General features: G+C 66.1%; 16 protein-coding genes. 10 read left to right on the forward strand and 6 right to left on the reverse strand.

The genetic code is table 11. The annotated features are described in order from the left end of the window. The first annotated feature begins 53 nt into the window (after positions 1-53). Positions 54-881, forward strand: coding sequence for a protein NO VEIN domain-containing protein (locus ABCN56_RS05490; RefSeq protein WP_425466084.1), 828 nt, complete (start codon positions 54-56; stop codon positions 879-881). 14 nt (positions 882-895) lie between these two features. Here ABCN56_RS05490 and ABCN56_RS05495 read toward each other — a convergent pair whose 3' ends face one another. Next, positions 896-1,054 carry a hypothetical protein gene (locus tag ABCN56_RS05495; protein ID WP_343079749.1) on the reverse strand — a complete coding sequence of 53 codons (159 nt, stop codon included), beginning with the start codon at positions 1,052-1,054 and terminating at the stop codon, positions 896-898. Positions 1,055-1,198: 144 nt separating this feature from the next. On the opposite strand from ABCN56_RS05495, the gene ABCN56_RS05500 reads away from it, so the two are divergent. Next, on the forward strand, positions 1,199-1,390 hold the full coding sequence (locus tag ABCN56_RS05500; protein WP_343079750.1) for a hypothetical protein: 192 nt from the start codon (positions 1,199-1,201) through the stop codon (positions 1,388-1,390). A gap of 107 nt (positions 1,391-1,497) precedes the next feature. Here ABCN56_RS05500 and ABCN56_RS05505 read toward each other — a convergent pair whose 3' ends face one another. From ABCN56_RS05505 to ABCN56_RS05515, 3 genes are all read right to left on the reverse strand, one after another. Next, positions 1,498-3,909 (reverse strand): FAD-dependent oxidoreductase, encoded by a 2,412-nt coding sequence (locus tag ABCN56_RS05505; RefSeq protein ID WP_343079751.1) that lies wholly within the window; start codon positions 3,907-3,909, stop codon positions 1,498-1,500. Between the two features lie 25 nt (positions 3,910-3,934). Next, positions 3,935-5,488 (reverse strand): trimethylamine methyltransferase family protein, encoded by a 1,554-nt coding sequence (locus ABCN56_RS05510; RefSeq protein WP_343079752.1) that lies wholly within the window; start codon positions 5,486-5,488, stop codon positions 3,935-3,937. Positions 5,489-5,580: 92 nt separating this feature from the next. After that, a complete protein-coding gene (locus tag ABCN56_RS05515) occupies positions 5,581-6,501 on the reverse strand; it encodes a LysR substrate-binding domain-containing protein (protein WP_343079753.1) in 921 nt (306 codons plus the stop codon). Between the two features lie 719 nt (positions 6,502-7,220). Between ABCN56_RS05515 and ABCN56_RS05520 the strand changes: the two genes are divergently transcribed. The 7 genes from ABCN56_RS05520 to ptsP all read left to right on the forward strand — a co-directional run bounded on the left by ABCN56_RS05520 (position 7,221) and on the right by ptsP (position 15,044). Continuing rightward, complete coding sequence (locus ABCN56_RS05520) at positions 7,221-8,498, forward strand: 3-deoxy-D-manno-octulosonic acid transferase (protein WP_343079754.1); 1,278 nt, start codon at positions 7,221-7,223, stop codon at positions 8,496-8,498. Between the two features lie 62 nt (positions 8,499-8,560). Then, entirely contained in the window at positions 8,561-9,532 is a 972-nt protein-coding gene (locus ABCN56_RS05525) for a threonine dehydratase (protein WP_343079755.1), read from the forward strand. A 69-nt stretch (positions 9,533-9,601) separates the two neighbouring features. Continuing rightward, a complete protein-coding gene (locus tag ABCN56_RS05530) occupies positions 9,602-10,105 on the forward strand; it encodes an NUDIX hydrolase (RefSeq protein ID WP_343079756.1) in 504 nt (167 codons plus the stop codon). A 70-nt stretch (positions 10,106-10,175) separates the two neighbouring features. Beyond that, positions 10,176-10,613 (forward strand): DUF1178 family protein, encoded by a 438-nt coding sequence (locus ABCN56_RS05535; RefSeq protein WP_343079757.1) that lies wholly within the window; start codon positions 10,176-10,178, stop codon positions 10,611-10,613. A gap of 90 nt (positions 10,614-10,703) precedes the next feature. After that, a complete protein-coding gene (locus ABCN56_RS05540; protein ID WP_343079758.1) occupies positions 10,704-11,354 on the forward strand; it encodes an SDR family NAD(P)-dependent oxidoreductase in 651 nt (216 codons plus the stop codon). A 148-nt stretch (positions 11,355-11,502) separates the two neighbouring features. Next, a complete protein-coding gene (locus tag ABCN56_RS05545) occupies positions 11,503-12,762 on the forward strand; it encodes an aspartate kinase (RefSeq protein ID WP_343079759.1) in 1,260 nt (419 codons plus the stop codon). Between the two features lie 35 nt (positions 12,763-12,797). Beyond that, positions 12,798-15,044: a phosphoenolpyruvate--protein phosphotransferase gene (ptsP, locus tag ABCN56_RS05550; RefSeq protein WP_343079760.1), complete on the forward strand. Its 2,247-nt coding sequence runs from the start codon at positions 12,798-12,800 to the stop codon at positions 15,042-15,044. Between the two features lie 12 nt (positions 15,045-15,056). On the opposite strand, the gene ABCN56_RS05555 is transcribed toward ptsP, so the two are convergent. Both ABCN56_RS05555 and ABCN56_RS05560 read right to left on the reverse strand, forming a co-directional pair. After that, a complete protein-coding gene (locus ABCN56_RS05555; protein WP_343079761.1) occupies positions 15,057-15,848 on the reverse strand; it encodes an EcsC family protein in 792 nt (263 codons plus the stop codon). Positions 15,849-15,957: 109 nt separating this feature from the next. After that, complete coding sequence (locus ABCN56_RS05560) at positions 15,958-16,449, reverse strand: GNAT family N-acetyltransferase (protein WP_343079762.1); 492 nt, start codon at positions 16,447-16,449, stop codon at positions 15,958-15,960. An 82-nt stretch (positions 16,450-16,531) separates the two neighbouring features. On the opposite strand from ABCN56_RS05560, the gene ABCN56_RS05565 reads away from it, so the two are divergent. Further along, positions 16,532-17,116, forward strand: a complete 585-nt coding sequence (locus ABCN56_RS05565; RefSeq protein WP_343079763.1) for a flavin reductase family protein — start codon at positions 16,532-16,534, stop codon at positions 17,114-17,116. Positions 17,117-17,119 lie beyond the last annotated feature (3 nt).

Raw genomic sequence — 17,119 nt, forward strand, 5'->3', positions numbered from 1 at the left:
CGTGATTTGCGGTTTCGAATGACAATCTCGACGCGCGAAAGTAGCCTGGCGCCATTGGCGCGCAGGACTGGTCAGAAGACGAGAACGACGCGATCGTCGCGGACTATTTCGCGATGCTGATCGATGACATTGCAGGCCGCCCATACAACAAAGCGGAGCACAATCGCGCGCTCCAGGAACTGATTGGCCGCAGCCGCGGATCGATCGAGTTCAAGCACTGCAACATATCTGCTGCTATGAAAGGCTTTGGCCTGCCGCTTCTAAGCGGCTATCTGCCTCGTTTCAATTTCCAGATGTCTCTCGCCGAAGCCATCGCGAGATGGCTCGCCAAGCGCCCGGATTGGTTGGACGCGCAGCACCCGGCGCAGATGGTCTTCGCCGAGGCGGCGCCACTCTTCGTCGGCATCGCTCCGACGCTCCGGAACGCACCGCCTCCGGAGGAGACGCAACAATTGCAGGCTGTGGCGCAGCGCTTCGATGCCGCTGGTCGTGACGAGAGAAACCGCGCCTTGGGCAAAGCTGGCGAGGAGCGGGCATTCCACCATGAACGCGTCAGCCTTCGACAGGCGGGACGAGACGATCTGGCCCGACGAGTGCGGTGGGTTTCTGCGGAGGACGGGGATGGCGCGGGCTACGACATTCACAGCTTCACGCCGGAGGGCAAAGTCCGGCTGATCGAGGTCAAGACGACGAACGGGTGGGAACGGACGCCGTTCCACATCTCGCGAAACGAGCTGCAGGTTGCGGACGAGAACCGAGACACATGGCACCTGTTTCGCATTTACAACTTCGTTCGTGAGCCGAGGGCATTTGAGCTTCGCCCCCCGCTCGACGCGCATGTGACGCTCACGCCCACCAGTTTTCAGGCCAGCTTTCACTGACGGGCGCTGACGTCTCAGTCGAAGCTAATCGGTTTCAGGCTGGCTGCAGTGAGCTTCGCGAGAACCTCATCGGCAACTTCGGGCACGACGGCGGCGCATTTCTCGATGATGTTGGCAGCATGCCGCAACTCCCACACACGCCTGGGTTGGTGGATTGAGGCGACATCCTTCATGAGCACTCTCGGTCGGATGCCGAAGACGATGCAAGCGTCGCGGACGACTTCGCGAAGCAGACGAACGACATCTCCGTCGGTGCCTCAACGGCAAGGCCCAGCACAACCGGGACCTTCGGGACATACCGGCCGCGGCCGGGTCAGATGAAGCTCACGCACCGCTGCGTGTCGGCCGCGATGAAGGGCTTCGACCTGCCGACCCTGAGCGGCCATCCGCCCCGATTTCCGCAGGTGTCGCGCCAAGGCGCCGCACTCCCGCCCGATGAAACCGGGAAGTGCGCGCCGTTGCGCAAGGATCCGATGTCGAAAGCCGAGAGCCGCGAGGACGCTGACTGACACGAGCGGTTTCACGCCGCCGCCAGAACGTCACCGAAGTTGGGCGCGCCGCCCAGCTGGCGAGGGGCGGCGAGCGCCCGGCTTGACGGATCGTGCAGGTTGAGCGGTCAGGCTTTCTGCCTTGCGTTCGTGGGATCCCAGGCCGCTTCGTCGAGACAGGAGAACGCCCGGCGTTCGCCGAGGATGACGACCTCAAGTCCCTCGCGAAGGCCCGGCTCGACATAGGCGAAGGTGAGGCTCTTGCCCGTCGCATGGCCGTAACCACCCGAGGTGCAGACGCCGACGACCCGGTCGCCCTGCATCACTGCCTCGCCGCCGTGGATGTCGCAATCGTTGGCCGCGACCTCTCCATAGGCCAATTGCGTGACGATGCCTCTCTCGCGAACCGCCTCGGTCGAGTCACGGCCGCGGAAATCGCCCTTGTCAGGAGCGTAGAAGCGGGCGCAGCCGGCCTCGATCAGCGTGATCTCGTTGGTGAGTTCCGAACCGAACCCGCGATAGCCTTTTTCCATGCGCAGGCTGTTCACCGCGTGGACTCCGAAATCGGCTATGCCGTGGGCTTCGCCGGAAGCCCATATCGCGTCGTAGAGCCTGGCAAGCGCGGCCATCGGCGCGTGCAGTTCCCAGCCCAGCTCTCCCACATAGTTCACCCGCAGAGCGCGCACGGGCACGCCGGCGATGGTGATCTCCTGCCCCGAGAGCCAGCGGAAGGCCGCATTGGACAGGTCCGCGTCGGTCAGCGGCGCGAGAACCTCGCGCGCCTTCGGACCGGCCACGACGAGCATGCCGTAGTCATCGGTCAGATTGGCGATGGTCACGTCATCGCCGGCGGCAAGGCGCAGATGATCGAGCGCCTGCCGCTCCGCCCCGGCGCCCGACAGGACATAGAAGCGATCGTCGGCCAGCCTCGTGATGGTCCATTCGCCCTCGATCCGCCCCCCATCGGACAAGACATGGGTCAGGCAGATGCCGCCCGGCTTCTTCGGCAGCCTGTTGGCGGTCAGCCGGTCGAGGAGCGCCTCGGCGCCCGGGCCGGAAACGTCGAACTTGGCGAAGCTCGACAGGTCCATGATACCCACCCGCTCGCGCACTGCGCGGCATTCGGCGGCGACCAGATCGAAGGTGTTGTTGCGCCGGTATTGCAGCTTTTCGACGAAGCCCGCGGGGGCGAAATACTTGGGCCGCTCCCAGCCGTACACCTCGGTGTAGACCGCGCCTTTCTCCTTCAGCCTTTCGTAGAGCGGCGTCACGCGGCTCGGGCGGCCCGCATGGATTTCGCGCCCCGGCAGCGGGGTTTCGAACATGTTGTGATAGTCGTCGAAACTCTTGGCGCGGGTGTAATCGGCGTCCGCATAGCCTCCGAAGCGGCGCGGATCGACCGAAGCCATGTTGATCTCGGCATCGCCATGCACCATCCATTGCGCGAGGTACTTGCCGCAGCCCGCGCCTTGCGCGATGCCGATGGAGGAGCCGCAGCATTGCCAGAAGTTGCGGACCCCATGGGCGGGGCCAACGAGAGGGTTGCCGTCCGGCGTATGGGGGATGGCGCCATTGATGATGCGCTTGATGCCCGCCTCGGCGAAGATCGGCATCCGTTCCAGCGCCTTTTCGAGCCAAGGCGCGATGCGGTCCAAGTCGCCTTCGAAAAGCTCGTTCTCGCTTTCCCATTCCGGCCAGCCGCCGCGGGCCGCCCAGGCCTCCTTGGCGCCGTGATGCTCGTAGATGCCGACAAGCCCGGCCTTCTGTTCCTGTCGGTAATAGCCGGCGGTGGCCGGATCGCGCATGACCGGCAGTTCGACATCCGTGCCCTTGAACTCTTCAAGAGGCTCGGTCACCAGATACTGGTGCTCCATATTGGTGATGGGCGTGTCGACGCCGAGCCAGGCACCCACTTCGCGCGCATAGCAGCCGCCGGCGTTGACGACATGTTCGCAAATGACATTGCCCTGCTCGGTCACCACCTCGAACTCGCCCGAAGGCAGCCGGTTTATGCCGGTCACCCGGTTGCGTCGGACGATCGTCGCGCCCAGTTGCCGCGCCCCGGCGGCCATGGCGTTGCAGGCGCTTGCCGGGTCCACATGGCCGTCCATCGTCGTATGCGCGCCGGCGAGTATCCCGTCGGTATCCAGCCAGGGGTTCAGTTCCCTGATCCGGTCAGGTCCGATGATCTCCATCTGAAAGCCGACGTTGGCGGCGAAACCGGCGACATGGCGGAACCAGTCCACCTCTTCCGGGGTCGTGGCCAGCCGGATGCCGCCGCAACCGTGCCAGCCCGTCGGATGGCCGGTCAGTTCCTCCAGACGCGGATAGAGCGTGTTGGAGTAGTGGTGGATCTTGGCCATGCTGTAGTTGCCGATGAACGACGGGCACTGTCCCGCCGCATGCCAGGTGGAGCCGCTCGTCAGTTCGCCCTTCTCGATCAGCAGCACATCCGTCCACCCCTCTTCGGCAAGGTGATAGGAGAGGCCCACGCCCATCATGCCGCCGCCGACGATCACTACCTTCGCATGTGACTGCATGATGAACTCCTTCTACCTTGGGGATTTACCAGACGCCGTTCCCGGCGCGCATGCGGGCTTTCGGCAGGATGATGTTGTAGGTCTCGCGCAGACGGGCATCGATGCTGTCGCTGATGTGGCGGGGATAGTGGTCGGCGAGGATCCGGCGAACCCTGTCGCGCGCCACCGCGCGCGCGTCCCGCGCGCCGGCATCCTCCCACTCGCCGATGCTGCGCCGGTCGGCGATTTCGGGGTAGAGATAGTCGGTCTTCATCCGCGAGAAGGTCTGCTGATGGCCAAGGAAGTGCCCCGCCCCCATGACAACATCGCGGACCACGTCGTAGCTCAACGTATCCTCGCTGACCTCGATCCCTCTGACGGTGCGCAGGACCGCACCCAGAAGGTCGTTGTCCAGCACGTAGCTTTCGAATGCGGTGCCCATCAGGCTGCCCTGCATCCCCGCGCATTCGTGGATCATCGTGGCCCCGGCATGCGCGGCGAGCGAGATCGTGTAGCCCTTCTCCCCGCCGGATTGCGCATCGGGCAGCTTGCTGTCGGTCATGCCCGCGGGCACGGAGTTCGGAAGGTCGTAGAACCCCGCCATCTGCGCGCAGGCCGCCGACAGGAGCGCCTGTTCGCCCGAGCCGCCCGACATCGCGCCGGTGCGCAGGTCCGACACGAAAGGCCAGGCGGCGAAGATGCCACGGCAGTTCGGGTCGATGATGTTGCACAGGATCAGCCCCGCGAGCACCTCGGCACAGGCCTGCGCCACCGCCCCGGCCAGCGCCGCCGGCGCCGTCGCCCCGGCCTGACCGGCCGACACGAGGAGGATCGGCATGCCGGCCAGAACCGCAGCCTCCAGCGCGTCGCAGCTTTCGGTGGCAAAGCGCATCGGCGGCACGACATGGCAGCAGACGGCGGTGCAGAAGGGCCGCTCGCGGAACTTGCCTTCGCCGCCCGCGACCATGTCCAGCATCGGCTGCACGGCGCGCACGCTGTTACCGTCCGTGTAGCTGACGGCGATCGACTTCGTGGTGCCCGAGAGGCAGGCATAGGTCGTGTTGATGTCTAGATCGAGGATCGTTTCGGTGTCGCGTGCCACGACCGAGCGGTGATACCAGTGGATGTTGTCCATCCGGTCGACCAGCCGGGCGATGTCATAGAGATCGGCCACCGTGCTTTCGCGGTATCTGCCGGTCTCGAAATCCATGATGGTCGGGGCTGCCCCGCCGGTGCCCGTGTGCACACGGCGGCCGCCGATCTCCAGATCGTGGATTGGGTCGATGCCATGCAGGGTGAACTTTCGCCGCGTGCGGGCGATCACGTCCTCGACGAGCGCGCGGGGAAACCGCAATCGGCCGCTCCCGTCGACCCAGCACCCGGCCTCGACCGCGCGGCGCTCCAGGCTGGGCGTGACCTGCGACAGGCCCAGGTCCTCCAGAAGGCGCAAGACCAACTGGTGGATCCGCTCCATCTCGCATCGGGTCAGCGGCTGGAAGCGTCCTCCGACCATGCCCGGCGCGATCACGGGAAGTGCGGGCGCCATTTCTGCGGCGCCGCGATTGCGGCGGCCCGACCGGCGAGGGGAGTGTTCGAACATGGCGGGATCCCGAGGGGTTTCACGCGATCCAATAGGCAGGTTATCGGGCCGTCGTTCAAACGATCAATTCGAATGCGTTGCATTCCCACTGATCATGTGAAACCGGAACCCCCGGTGACCTCGTCCCTTATCCATTGAAGGAAATGGGCGATAGCGGGAACGCTCGTCGACCCTTCCAATGCGCCTACGTAATAGCCGTCGCGCGTTTCCAGACTCCTGTCGACAGGGCAGACCAGCCGCCCCTCCGCCAGCATCGGGTCGGTGATGTAGCTCCAGCCAAGCGCCACGCCGCGCCCGGCCTCGGCCGCCTGAACGATCATCGGATAACTGTTCAGCCGCACGCCGCGCCGGACCGGCTGCCCCGTCACGCCCTGGGTGACCAGCCAGACGCGCCAATCGACGCCGCCCCAGATATTGCCGCCGCCGTCGAGATGCAGAAGCGTCTGATCGAGCATGTCCGAGGGTTCACGAAGCTCGGGGTGGTTGCGCAGATAGGCGGGACTGCAGACCGGATAGACCCGCTCGCCGAAGAGAAGATGCGCCTCGACGCCCTCCCATCGCCCGGCGCCATACAATATTGCCACATCCACGCCTTCCTGACGCAGGTCCACCTTCTGGTCCGTGGCGAGAACCCTGAGGTCGATCTCGGGATGCCGGGCGCTGAACCGCTCAAGCCGCGGCATCAGCCAGAAATAGGAGAATGCAACCGAGGCTGAAACGGTGATCTGCGGGTTTTCGGCTGCGGCCTGAAGCCCGGCGACACAGGTCTCGATTTCCTGCAGCCCGCGCGTCACGGACTCGAACAGCCGCCGCCCTTCGGCGGTCGGCTCGATCGCGCGGTGAAGGCGCCGGAACAGCAGCACGCCAAGCTGGTCTTCCAGCGCCTTGATCTGCCGGCTGACGGCGCTTTGGGTGATGCACAGCTCATCCGCCGCAAGCGTGAAGCTCCTCCGCCGGGCAGCCACCTCGAAGGTGTGAAACAACGACAGCGAAGGCATGTTGAATTTTCTCAAACGGCCCTCCCGCCGCACGATACGCGCCTGCTCCGCCAGCAGCGAACTCCTCGCCTGATGGAGCGCATGGAATTCCAGGGGCGGTATACGCGTGTGCGGGTCACCTTTGAACCATTTCCGCGTGCCGGCAGAGTGATTTGATCGTCGAGTTGGGGCACAGCTTGCGAACGTCCCGCCTGGGAGACCGGCCTTCGACACGCCGAGGCTGCGAAGGTTCGCCAGTTGGCCGAAGACCTCGTGCGAGGGGGGGCAGTTGGCACATCCTCCGCCTCGGAGAGTTCGGCGGCCCCGCTCTCGCGCGGGACGAGGGTCGCCGATTTCGCAGGCCCCCAGAACCTGGGACCTGCACAAGCAAGGATCCCTACCTGAAAGAAAAGCGTCAGCTCTGGCGATATCAGGGGTCTCCTGTTGCCTGCGGAAAGGGACCGCTCCTGCGCAACGCAGCCATGCGCGGTGTTGTGCAAGAACGAAGCACCGGACAAGCCGGACCTTGACCGAATTTGCGGAAAGTTCCACTTAGGCCGCAGAATACTCCTTCAAAATCAGCGCCCTATCCGGATTGCAGTTCCGCGCAGAGCGGCTCTCTTCCGGTGCGCGCCTCAAGACACAGACTTTCCTCTGTCTTCGCTGGAATGGCCAGATGGGTAACCGACCTTGCAGCCGACTTGCGTGGAAGGTCTAATGGCCCGGTCGCAAGAACTGGCCCGGTCTGCCCGCCCGTGATCCTCTATCGAATCCTCATCTCGCTGGCAGCGCCAGTCATCATCTTGCGGCTCATCTGGCGCAGACTGAGAGGCGCGGGTTCCGCCGTGAGCCTCCGGGAACGGCTGGGCTCCGGCGCGCGCCGGACGACTCACAAGGTCATCTGGGTCCACGGCGCCTCGAACGGTGAACTCGCCTCGGCGCGGCGGCTGATCGAAACGGCGCTCGCGCGGGATCCGGAACTGTCGATCGTCGTGACCTGCAATACGGAAACCGGGAAAGCGCTTGCCGAAAGCTGGCGCCTTGCGCGGCTGTCGGCCCGCCTCGCCCCGCTCGACCTTCGCTTGGTGCTTTGGCGTTTCCTGCACGGCTGGAAGCCCCGCGCGCTGATCGTGCTGGAAAGCGAGCTTTGGCCGAACCGTTTTGCGGCCTGCGGCCGGCGTGACATTCCCGTGATCCTGATCGCCGCGCGGATGTCCGAATCCGCGGCGAAGCGCTGGCGCCGGATGGACCGGATCACGCGACCGATGCTCGGGCATGTGAACTGGCTGTCGGCGCAGGATGACGCCTCGGCGGAAAGATTCCGGGATCTGGGCCTTCCCACGGACCGGATCGGCCCGGTCGTCAACCTGAAGTCCACTGCCGCGCAGACCGGACCGTCGCCCGAGCAAGCGGCGAGTCTCCCCGCGCCCGGACCGCGCGCGTCGACCTTCCTTGCCGCCTCGACCCATGAGGGCGAGGATGAGCCCGTCATAGCAGCTTTCGTGGCGGCGCATCGGCAGAACCCGGCACTTCGGATGATCCTTGCCCCGCGCCACCCCGCCCGCGCCCCGCGGATCCGGAAGCTCCTGGACGAAACGGGCCTGCCCTACGCGGTCCGTTCTGAGGGCGCGGAGCCCGGCCCAGATGAAGTAATTTATCTCGCCGACACGATGGGAGAGATGCCGCTCTGGTATCACCTGTCAGGTGTCACCTTCGTGGGCGGCTCGCTCGTGGAAAAGGGCGGTCACACCCCGTTCGAACCCGCAGCGGCGGGGTCGGCGATCCTGCACGGGCCGCATGTCGCAAATTTCCGGGCCGCCTATGCCGCGCTGGACCTCGCGGGCGGCGCCCGAGTCGTCCCGGATGCCAGAACGCTGGCGGAAACGCTTGCGGAATTGGCCCACCCGGAGGCACAGGCCCGCATGGCAGCGGCCGCCTCGGCGGCGCTGGCCGAAACGGCCGGGCCCGATGGCGTCGACGCGCTCCTGTCCCGGATCGCGAAGCTCACCGGCATCGCCTCTCTCGAGGCTTGACGCTGCCAAGCCCTCGGGCGAGCGTCGCGTAACCTGTTGGCAGGCAAGGGACGGAGGCACGGATGCAATTCACCCAGGCGGAACTCGAGGCGGCGGCCGCGCTCGTCCACAGTCAGATGTCACCCACGCCGCAATATGCCTGGCCGCAGCTGTCCGAACGCGCCGGCTGCGAAGTCTGGGTCAAGCATGAAAACCACGGCCCGACCGGCGCCTTCAAGATCCGCGGGGGTATCGCATTCATAGACTGGCTGCGCCGGACGCAGCCCGACTGCCCCGGCATCATCACCGCCACGCGTGGCAACCACGGCCAATCCCAGGCGCGCGCCGCCACGGCGGCCGGGCTTCGCGCCGTGATCTACGTTCCTCGCGGAAACTCGGTCGAGAAGAACGCCGCCATGCGCGCTTTCGGGGCGGAACTGCGGGAACATGGCGACGATTTCGATGCCGCGCGGGAAGAGGCGATGCGCGCAAGCGAGGCCGAGGGCCTTTTCCCCGTCCCGCCCTTTCACACCGAACTCGTGCGCGGGGTGGCGACCTACGGGCTCGAATTCCTGCGGGCTGTCCCCGACCTCGATGCGGTCTACGTGCCGATCGGCTGCGGCTCGGGCATCTGCGGCACGATCGCCGCGCGCGACGCGCTGGGGCTCAGGACGGAGGTGATCGGCGTCGTGTCGGACGGTGCGCAGACCGCCAAGCTCTCGGTCGACGCAGGACGCCTCATTCCCACCGACACGGCCCGCACCTTCGCCGACGGCATGGCGGTGCGGGTTCCCGTGCAGGCGGCATTCGACATCTACTCCACGAAAGCATCCCGCATTGTCTCGGTGTCCGACGCCGAGGTCGCCGAGGCGATCCGCATCTATTTCCGCGACACCCACAACATCGCTGAGGGAGCAGGTGCCGCTGCTCTGGCCGCGCTTCTTCAGGAACGGGAAAGAATGGCGGGCCGGAAGGTCGGCGTGATCCTTTCCGGCGGGAACATCGACACCGACTGGGCCGTCACCGTGCTCTCGGGTGGCGTGCCCCGAGTTTGATCGCAAAACTGGAAATGCGCGGCTCGAGATGCTACCTATAATTCAAATAGATCCTGCTAAACTGCAGGAATGAACGAAGACGAGGCAGGCAACGCCCCGAAGGGGCGAGAGTTGGACATGAAGAAGGCGGATCTGATCGAAGCCTCCGGCGAGGTTGTCGGCATGCAGAATGCCGCGCTCTGTTACCGCCGGGACAAACGTGGGAAGACGGAAGTACTCCTGATCACCAGCCGGGACACCGGACGCTGGGTGCTGCCCAAGGGCTGGCCGATCAAGGGCCTGACCCCGCCCGAGGCAGCCGCGCGCGAGGCTTTCGAGGAAGCCGGCGTCGAAGGTCGCGTCGGAACGGAACCGCTGGGCGTCTTCCCCTACGACAAGGACGCGCATTCCACGGAAGGGGTTCCGGTTCTCGTCACCGTCTTCCCGCTCGCCGTGCGGCGCCTTGTCAAGGATTTCCCGGAAAAAGGCCAGCGGCGCCTTGAATGGTTCAGCCCGAAGAAGGCATCGAAGAAGGTCGACGAGCCGGAGCTGTCGGCGATCCTGGAAAGCTTCACCGCGCCTTCCGACCCTTGATTTCGACGGGAAAACGGATACTTCTCGTAGGCCCCGCACCGTTTGGCGGGGCTTGCGATCCGACCAGAAGATGATCCGCTACTCGCTCACCTGCGCCAACGACCACGGTTTCGAAAGCTGGTTCCAGTCCGCCGAGGCCTATGACCGGCTGCGCGCCGCCGGCCACGTCGCCTGCACCGTCTGCGGCTCGACCGAGGTCGCGAAATCCCTGATGGCGCCTGCGGTGCGCCCTTCCCGCGACACCGCGGGCGAACAGGAAAAGGCCGCCCCCCTGTCGAAACCCGCCTCCCCTGCGGAGGAAGCGCTCGCGGCCCTGCGCAGGAAGATCGAGGAAAACTCCGACTACGTCGGCATGAACTTCGCCGCCGAGGCGCGCGCGATCCATGAAGGCGAGGCCCCTGAAAGGTCGATCTACGGCGAGGCGAAGCCCGACGAGGCGCGCCGCCTGATCGAGGATGGCATCCCGGTCGCACCCCTGCCCTTCCTGCCCGCACGGAAGGCTAACTGAGGCCGGGCGAGTGGTTTCACCCCCCCTTCTTCGGGTGTTGTCGAATCCACGCGGAATGGCACTTCGGCAGAGAAACCCAGTGGGCGAGGAATGACGACCATCATCACCGGCGCGAACCGCGGCATCGGGCGCGCGCTCTGGGCGGCTTGCCGGGCGCGTGGCGACGACGTGATCGGCACGACTCGCGGCATCGAAGCCGGGCCGGGCTGGACAAGGCTAGACGTGACGGACCCCGACGATCACCGCCGCCTGGCAGACGGGTTGTCCGGCCGTCCGGTCGAGCTTCTCATCTGCAACGCCGGCATCTTCCCTGACAGGGGCGAGAGGCTTGAAGACGGCTATCCGCCCGAAATGTGGGCCGAGGGCTTCGCGACCAACGTGACCGGCGTCTTCCTCACGGTTCAGGCGCTCCTCCCGAACCTGCGCGCGTCGCGTGGCAAGATAGCGATCATTTCCTCGCAGATGGGATCGGACACGCGCGCGACGGGCGGCAGCTACATCTACCGCGCCTCGAAGGCCGCCGCGCTGAACCTCGGCCGGAATCTCGCCACCGATCTCGCGCGCGAAGGCATCGCCGTCGGCATCTACCACCCCGGCTGGGTCAGGACCGGGATGGGTGGGCCTGGCGCAGCGATCAGCCCCGAGGAAGCCGCGCGCGGCCTGCTCGCCCGCTTCGACGCGCTTTCCCCCGCGACGACCGGATGTTTCGAAACCTGGGACGGCCGCCCGCACCCGTTCTGAGCCGCTTCACCCTTGCGAAACGGCCTCTTGATGGCCGGTGACGGAAAACCCCGTGGCCCCATTCCGAACATGCCGACGCCCCTTGCCCTCGCGCCCCCCTGCGCATAAGAAGCGCGCGGGTTTTTTCTCGGGGGCAAAGGGACGGTCGATGGCCCTACTCGTCATGAAATTCGGCGGCACGTCAGTGGCCGATCTCGACCGCATCCGGAACGCGGCCGCAAAAGTGAAGGCCGAGGTCGACAGGGGCTATGACGTGATCGTCATCGTCTCGGCGATGTCGGGAAAGACGAACGAGCTCGTGGGCTGGGTCGAAGCGACCTCGCCGCTCTTCGACGCGCGCGAATACGACGCGGTCGTGTCCTCGGGCGAGAACGTCACCGCGGGCCTCATGTCGTTGACCCTGCAGGAAATGGGCGTGCCCGCCCGCAGCTGGCAGGGCTGGCAGGTTCCGATACAGACGACGTCCGCCCATTCCGCTGCCCGTTTCGTCGACATTCCGCGCGCGAACATCGACCAGAAGTTCGAGGAAGGCATGAAGGTCGCCGTGGTCGCGGGCTTCCAGGGCGTGAGCCCGGAGGGCCGGATCACGACGCTCGGCCGCGGCGGATCGGACACGACGGCCGTGGCCTTCGCCGCCGCCTTCGGCGCGGAACGCTGCGACATCTACACCGACGTGGACGGCGTCTACACGACCGACCCGCGGATCACGTCCAAAGCCCGCAAGCTTGACAGGATCGCCTTCGAGGAAATGCTGGAACTCGCCTCTCTGGGCGCCAAGGTCCTGCAGACGCGGTCTGTCGAGCTCGCGATGCGTTACAAGGTCAAACTGCGCGTTCTGTCGAGCTTCGAGGACGCCACCGAAACATCCGGCACTCTTGTCTGTGACGAGGAGGATATCATGGAATCGAAAGCCGTTTCCGGCGTCGCCTATTCGCGCGATGAGGCGAAGATGACGCTCGTCACCGTCGAGGACCGCCCCGGCATCGCCGCCGCGATCTTCGGGCCGCTCGCCGAAGCTGGCGTCAACGTGGACATGATCGTCCAGAACATCTCGGAGAAGAACTACGAGGGTCACACCGGCGCCGTGACCGACATGACCTTCTCCTGCCCGACGAACCAGGTCGCCCGCGCCCGCAAGGCGCTGGAGGAGGCCAAGGCCGCCGGCGAGATCGCCTATGACGACCTCATCATGGACGACGACGTGGCCAAGGTTTCGGTCGTCGGCATCGGGATGCGCAGCCATGCCGGCGTCGCCGCGAAGATGTTCGCGGCACTTGCCGCCGAGAATGTGAACATCAAGGTCATTACAACCTCCGAGATCAAGATTTCGGTGCTGATCGACCGGAAATATATGGAACTCGCCGTGCAGGCACTCCATGATGCGTTCGAACTGGACAAGGCGGCGTAAGACCGCCGGTCCGCGAGCGTGCCAGACAGGGGGCCATGCCCGAACGCAGCGAAAGCGAAAGTCGCAAGCTTCTCAGGCGCTTGCGTGACAGCCTAGCCGAGGCCGGCGCTGGTCAGGAGCGGCTGGACAAGATCACTCATATCATCGCGGATTCGATGCAGACCGAAGTCTGCTCGATCTACCTCTTCCGCGACGAGGACACGCTGGAACTCTGCGCGACCGAGGGCCTGAAGAAGGAATCGGTCCACGTCACCCGCATGCGCATGGGCGAGGGCCTCGTCGGCCGCGTCGCCAAGACGGCCCTGCCGATCAACACCGGAAACGCGCCCGCCGAGAAAGGTTTCCGCTACATGCCGGAGACGGGGGAGGAGATATATTCCTCTTTCCTGGGCGTGCCGATCCAGCGCGTCGGCGAACGGCTTGGCGTCCTCGTCGTGCAGTCGAAGGAGGCACGCCAGTTCTCTGACGACGAGGTCTATGCGCTGGAGGTCGTCGCGATGGTGGTCGCCGAAATGACCGAGCTTGGCGCCTTCGTCGGCGAGGGCGCGGCGCTTTCGGCGCTGCACCAGCAGCCGGTGATGGTGCGCGGCACGACGGGTCAGGAAGGCGCGGCCGAGGGGCGCGTCTGGTTGCACGAGCCGCGCGTCGTCGTGACGAACCCTGTCGGCGACGATCCGGCCAAGGAACTCGAACGGCTGCACGCTGCGGTGGACGAACTGCGGCTTTCTGTCGACGCGATGGTGACCACGGTCGACAACAACGACGCCGAGCAGGTCCAGGTTCTGGAAGCCTACCGAATGTTCGCAAATTCCCGCGGCTGGATCCGCCGCATGGAAGAGGACATCGAGCTCGGGCTGTCCGCCGAGGCCGCGGTAGAAAAGGAACAGTCCGCCGCCCGCGCGCGGCTGGAAACCGTGCCCGATCCCTACCTGCGGGACCGCCTTCACGACCTCGACGATCTTTCGAACCGGCTCCTTCGCATCCTCACGGGCCAGGGCCGGGATACCGGGGCGGAAATGCCCGACGACCCGATCCTCGTCGCCCGCAACATCGGCCCCGCCGAGCTCCTGGACTACGGCCGGAAGCTGCGCGGCATCGTGCTCGAGGAAGGCTCCGTCGGGTCTCACGCCGCGATCGTCGCCCGCGCCCTCGCCATCCCGCTGGTGATCCACGCCGACCGGATCACGACCGAGGCGCTGAACGGCGACCCGATCCTCGTGGACGGCGACCAGGGCGTCGTGCACCTGCGTCCCGAGGATCCGGTGGCCACTGCGTTCCGCGACAAGATGGCCATGCAGGCCGAGGCGCAGAAGCGCTACGCGGGCCTGCGCGAACTTCCGGCGACCGGGACCTGCGGCACGACGGTCAGCCTCTACATGAATGCCGGCCTCATGGCCGACCTCCCCTCGCTCGCCGGATCCGGCGCCGAAGGCGTGGGACTCTTCCGCACGGAGCTGCAGTTCCTCGTCCGCAACCGCGTTCCGAAGCGCGGGGAACTTGCCGCGACCTACGCGCGCGTCATGGATGCCGCCAATGGCAAGCGTGTGGTTTTCCGCACGCTCGACATCGGCTCCGACAAGGTCCTGCCCTACATGAAGCGGCTCGACGAGCCAAACCCGGCGATGGGCTGGCGCGCGATCCGTGTCGGTCTCGACAAGCCGGGCGTCATGCGGATGCAGCTCCAGGCACTCATCCGCGCGGCTGCGGGCCGCCCGCTTTCCGTCATGTTCCCCTTCGTCGCGCAGGTCGAGGAATATAGCCAGGCACGCGAGATGCTTCTGGACGAGATCGAGCGCGAGCGCGCCATGGGGCACATCCTGCCCGCAGACGTCGAAATCGGTGCGATGCTGGAAACGCCCTCGCTTGCCTTCGCGCCGCGCCGCTTCTTCGAGATGTGCGATTTCGTCTCGATCGGCGGCAACGACCTTAAGCAGTTCTTCTTCGCCGCCGACCGCGAGAACGAACGCGTCCGGCGGCGCTACGACACGCTCAACGCGTCTTTCCTGTCGTTCATCGAAATGATCGTGGAGCGTTGTGCGGAGACCAAGACACCGGTTTCCTTCTGCGGCGAAGATGCCGGACGGCCGATCGAGGCGCTCTGCCTCGCCGCGATGGGGGTGAGCTGCCTGTCGATGCGCCCGGCCTCCATCGGCCCGGTGAAGCACCTGATCCGCCGCGTGAGTCTCAAGGAACTGCGCGACGTGATCGACAACGCCCGCGCCGAGGGCGTGCAGAGTGTCAGGCCCGACGTCAACGACTGGCTGGCGCGGCAGGATATCTGACCGCGCCTCGGTTCACCGGTTCTTTCCGTGCGCGGCAAGCAGCCCACGAAGCGCCGAGGCGAGTTCCTCGCGTTCGGTGCCGGTATCCTCGGCAAGACGCGCCAGCCCGAACTGGACCCGCGCCATTTCCTGGTAGTAGCGCGTGAAGACGTAGTTGACGCCCGCACCGGCCACGGCCCCGAGCACCGGCGCGGCCTGCGCGGCAAGCTTCTGCCCAAGGACGGCCGCCAGGCGCGGGGCCACCCGTGCGATCAGGGCCTGAAGGCTCTGACCCGTGATCGTCACGCGCGCCGCGAGAAACCCGACCTCGGCGGCGTCGTCGGCCTCAAGGGGCCCCGCCGAGGCGAAGACCCTCACACAGTCGGCCCGGACCTGGGGATGCGATGGGTCGAACCCGTGCTCTGCCGCGATCCCCTGGATCGCACGCAGAAGAACCGTCACCGTCACCGGCAGCTCCGCAAGCGCCGTCGGCAGTCCGCCGAAGCCTCCGGCCGCCCCCATCGCCGCGGTAACCATGCTGTTCACCCGGTCGTCATGGTCCCGGACCGTCCGGCGTGAGGCGAGGCCAGCGTCGAACGCTCGCTCCAGCGCCGCGCGGGTCGCCGTTTCGAGACCGTCCTTCACCCTGTCGGGCAGCCGTTCAAGAAGGTTCTCCGCGCTCCCGCCGACCACGCTCAGGACCTGCATCCCAAGCCCGTTCGCCGCGCGATGCCGCGCCGCCAGCGCCTGAAGCGCAGCCAATGTGGCCGCATCGGCCAACGGTTCGTGCCGCTGCACGGGCAAGGGGGGCGAAATCTCCTCCATCGCGTCCTCCGAAGACGTTTTCAGATAGATGGGGTCTCGGACGCCACCCTGCCAGTGCCGCGCGAGGCGAACCATCTTGCGCCCGGCTTCATTCCCGCACTGAACGCGGTCAGGCTTCGGTGAATTTCGTGACCTTGCCCCTGACGCCCTCCCAGGCGCCCGGAATGAGTTCAAGACCCAGCACCCGGTCCGGGTTCGTGGGCGGAGGCATCTCCACCCCTTCGAGTTTCTCGAAGCCGAACCGCCCGTAATAGGGCGCGTCGCCCACGAGCATCACGCGTTCCCATCCGAGCCTGCGCGCTTCCGCGAGGCTTTCGTGGATCAGCAGGCCGCCCAGGCCCTCACCCTGGCGCGTCGGGTGAACCGCGACCGGGCCGAGCAGGAGCACACGTTGGCCGCCGACGAGCACGGGCCAGTAGCGGATCACGGCCGCCATGACCCCCTGCCCGTCGCGCAGCGTCAGGCAGAGTTCGCGCACCGGGTCCACCCCGTCACGCAGGCGGTAGGAGGACAGAGCCGTTCGCCCCGGCGCAAAGCAGAGGTCATAAAGCGCCTCGACCTCCCACCAGTCCGCCGCGGTCTCTTCCTCAAGCTGATACATCCGCCAGGACAATCCCCCGAATCCACTGGAAACGCGGGTAGCACGGGGCTAGGTCAGGGGCAAACGGTTGCACGGAGTGACAATGTTCTACCGCCCCGAGGACGGCCACGGCCTGCCGCACAACCCCTTCAACGCGATCGTCAGCCCCCGCCCGATCGGCTGGATATCGACGCGGGGCAGCGAAGGGGACAACCTCGCGCCCTACTCATTCTTCAACGCGGTCGCCTATGTGCCCCCGCAGGTGATGTTCGCCTCCACGGGCCGCAAGGACTCGCTGGGAAATATCGAGGAAACAGGCGTCTTCGCCGTCAACATCGTCGAATACGCTGCGCGCGAAGTGATGAACGCGACCTCGACGGCTGCGAAACGGGGCACGGACGAATTCGCCCTCGCCGGGGTCGCGAAAGCGGAATGCACGACGATCGCCTGCCCCCGTGTCGAGGGCGCTCCTGCCACGCTCGAATGCCGTATGACGGAGATCCTGACGCTCAGGGGCAAGGACAACTTCCTGATCGTGGGCGAGGTCACCGGCGTACATATCCGCGACGACTGCCTGAACGAAGGCCGCTTCGACGTGACCCGGTTCCACCCGGTCTCCCGGCTCGGCTACCGCGACTTCGCCGTCGTCCGCGAGGTCTTCACCATGAAGCGGCCCGACGACGCCTGACGT

It is taken from the genome of Ostreiculturibacter nitratireducens (assembly GCF_032670585.1).
GTDB classification, from domain to species: Bacteria; Pseudomonadota; Alphaproteobacteria; order Rhodobacterales; family Rhodobacteraceae; genus Ostreiculturibacter; species Ostreiculturibacter nitratireducens.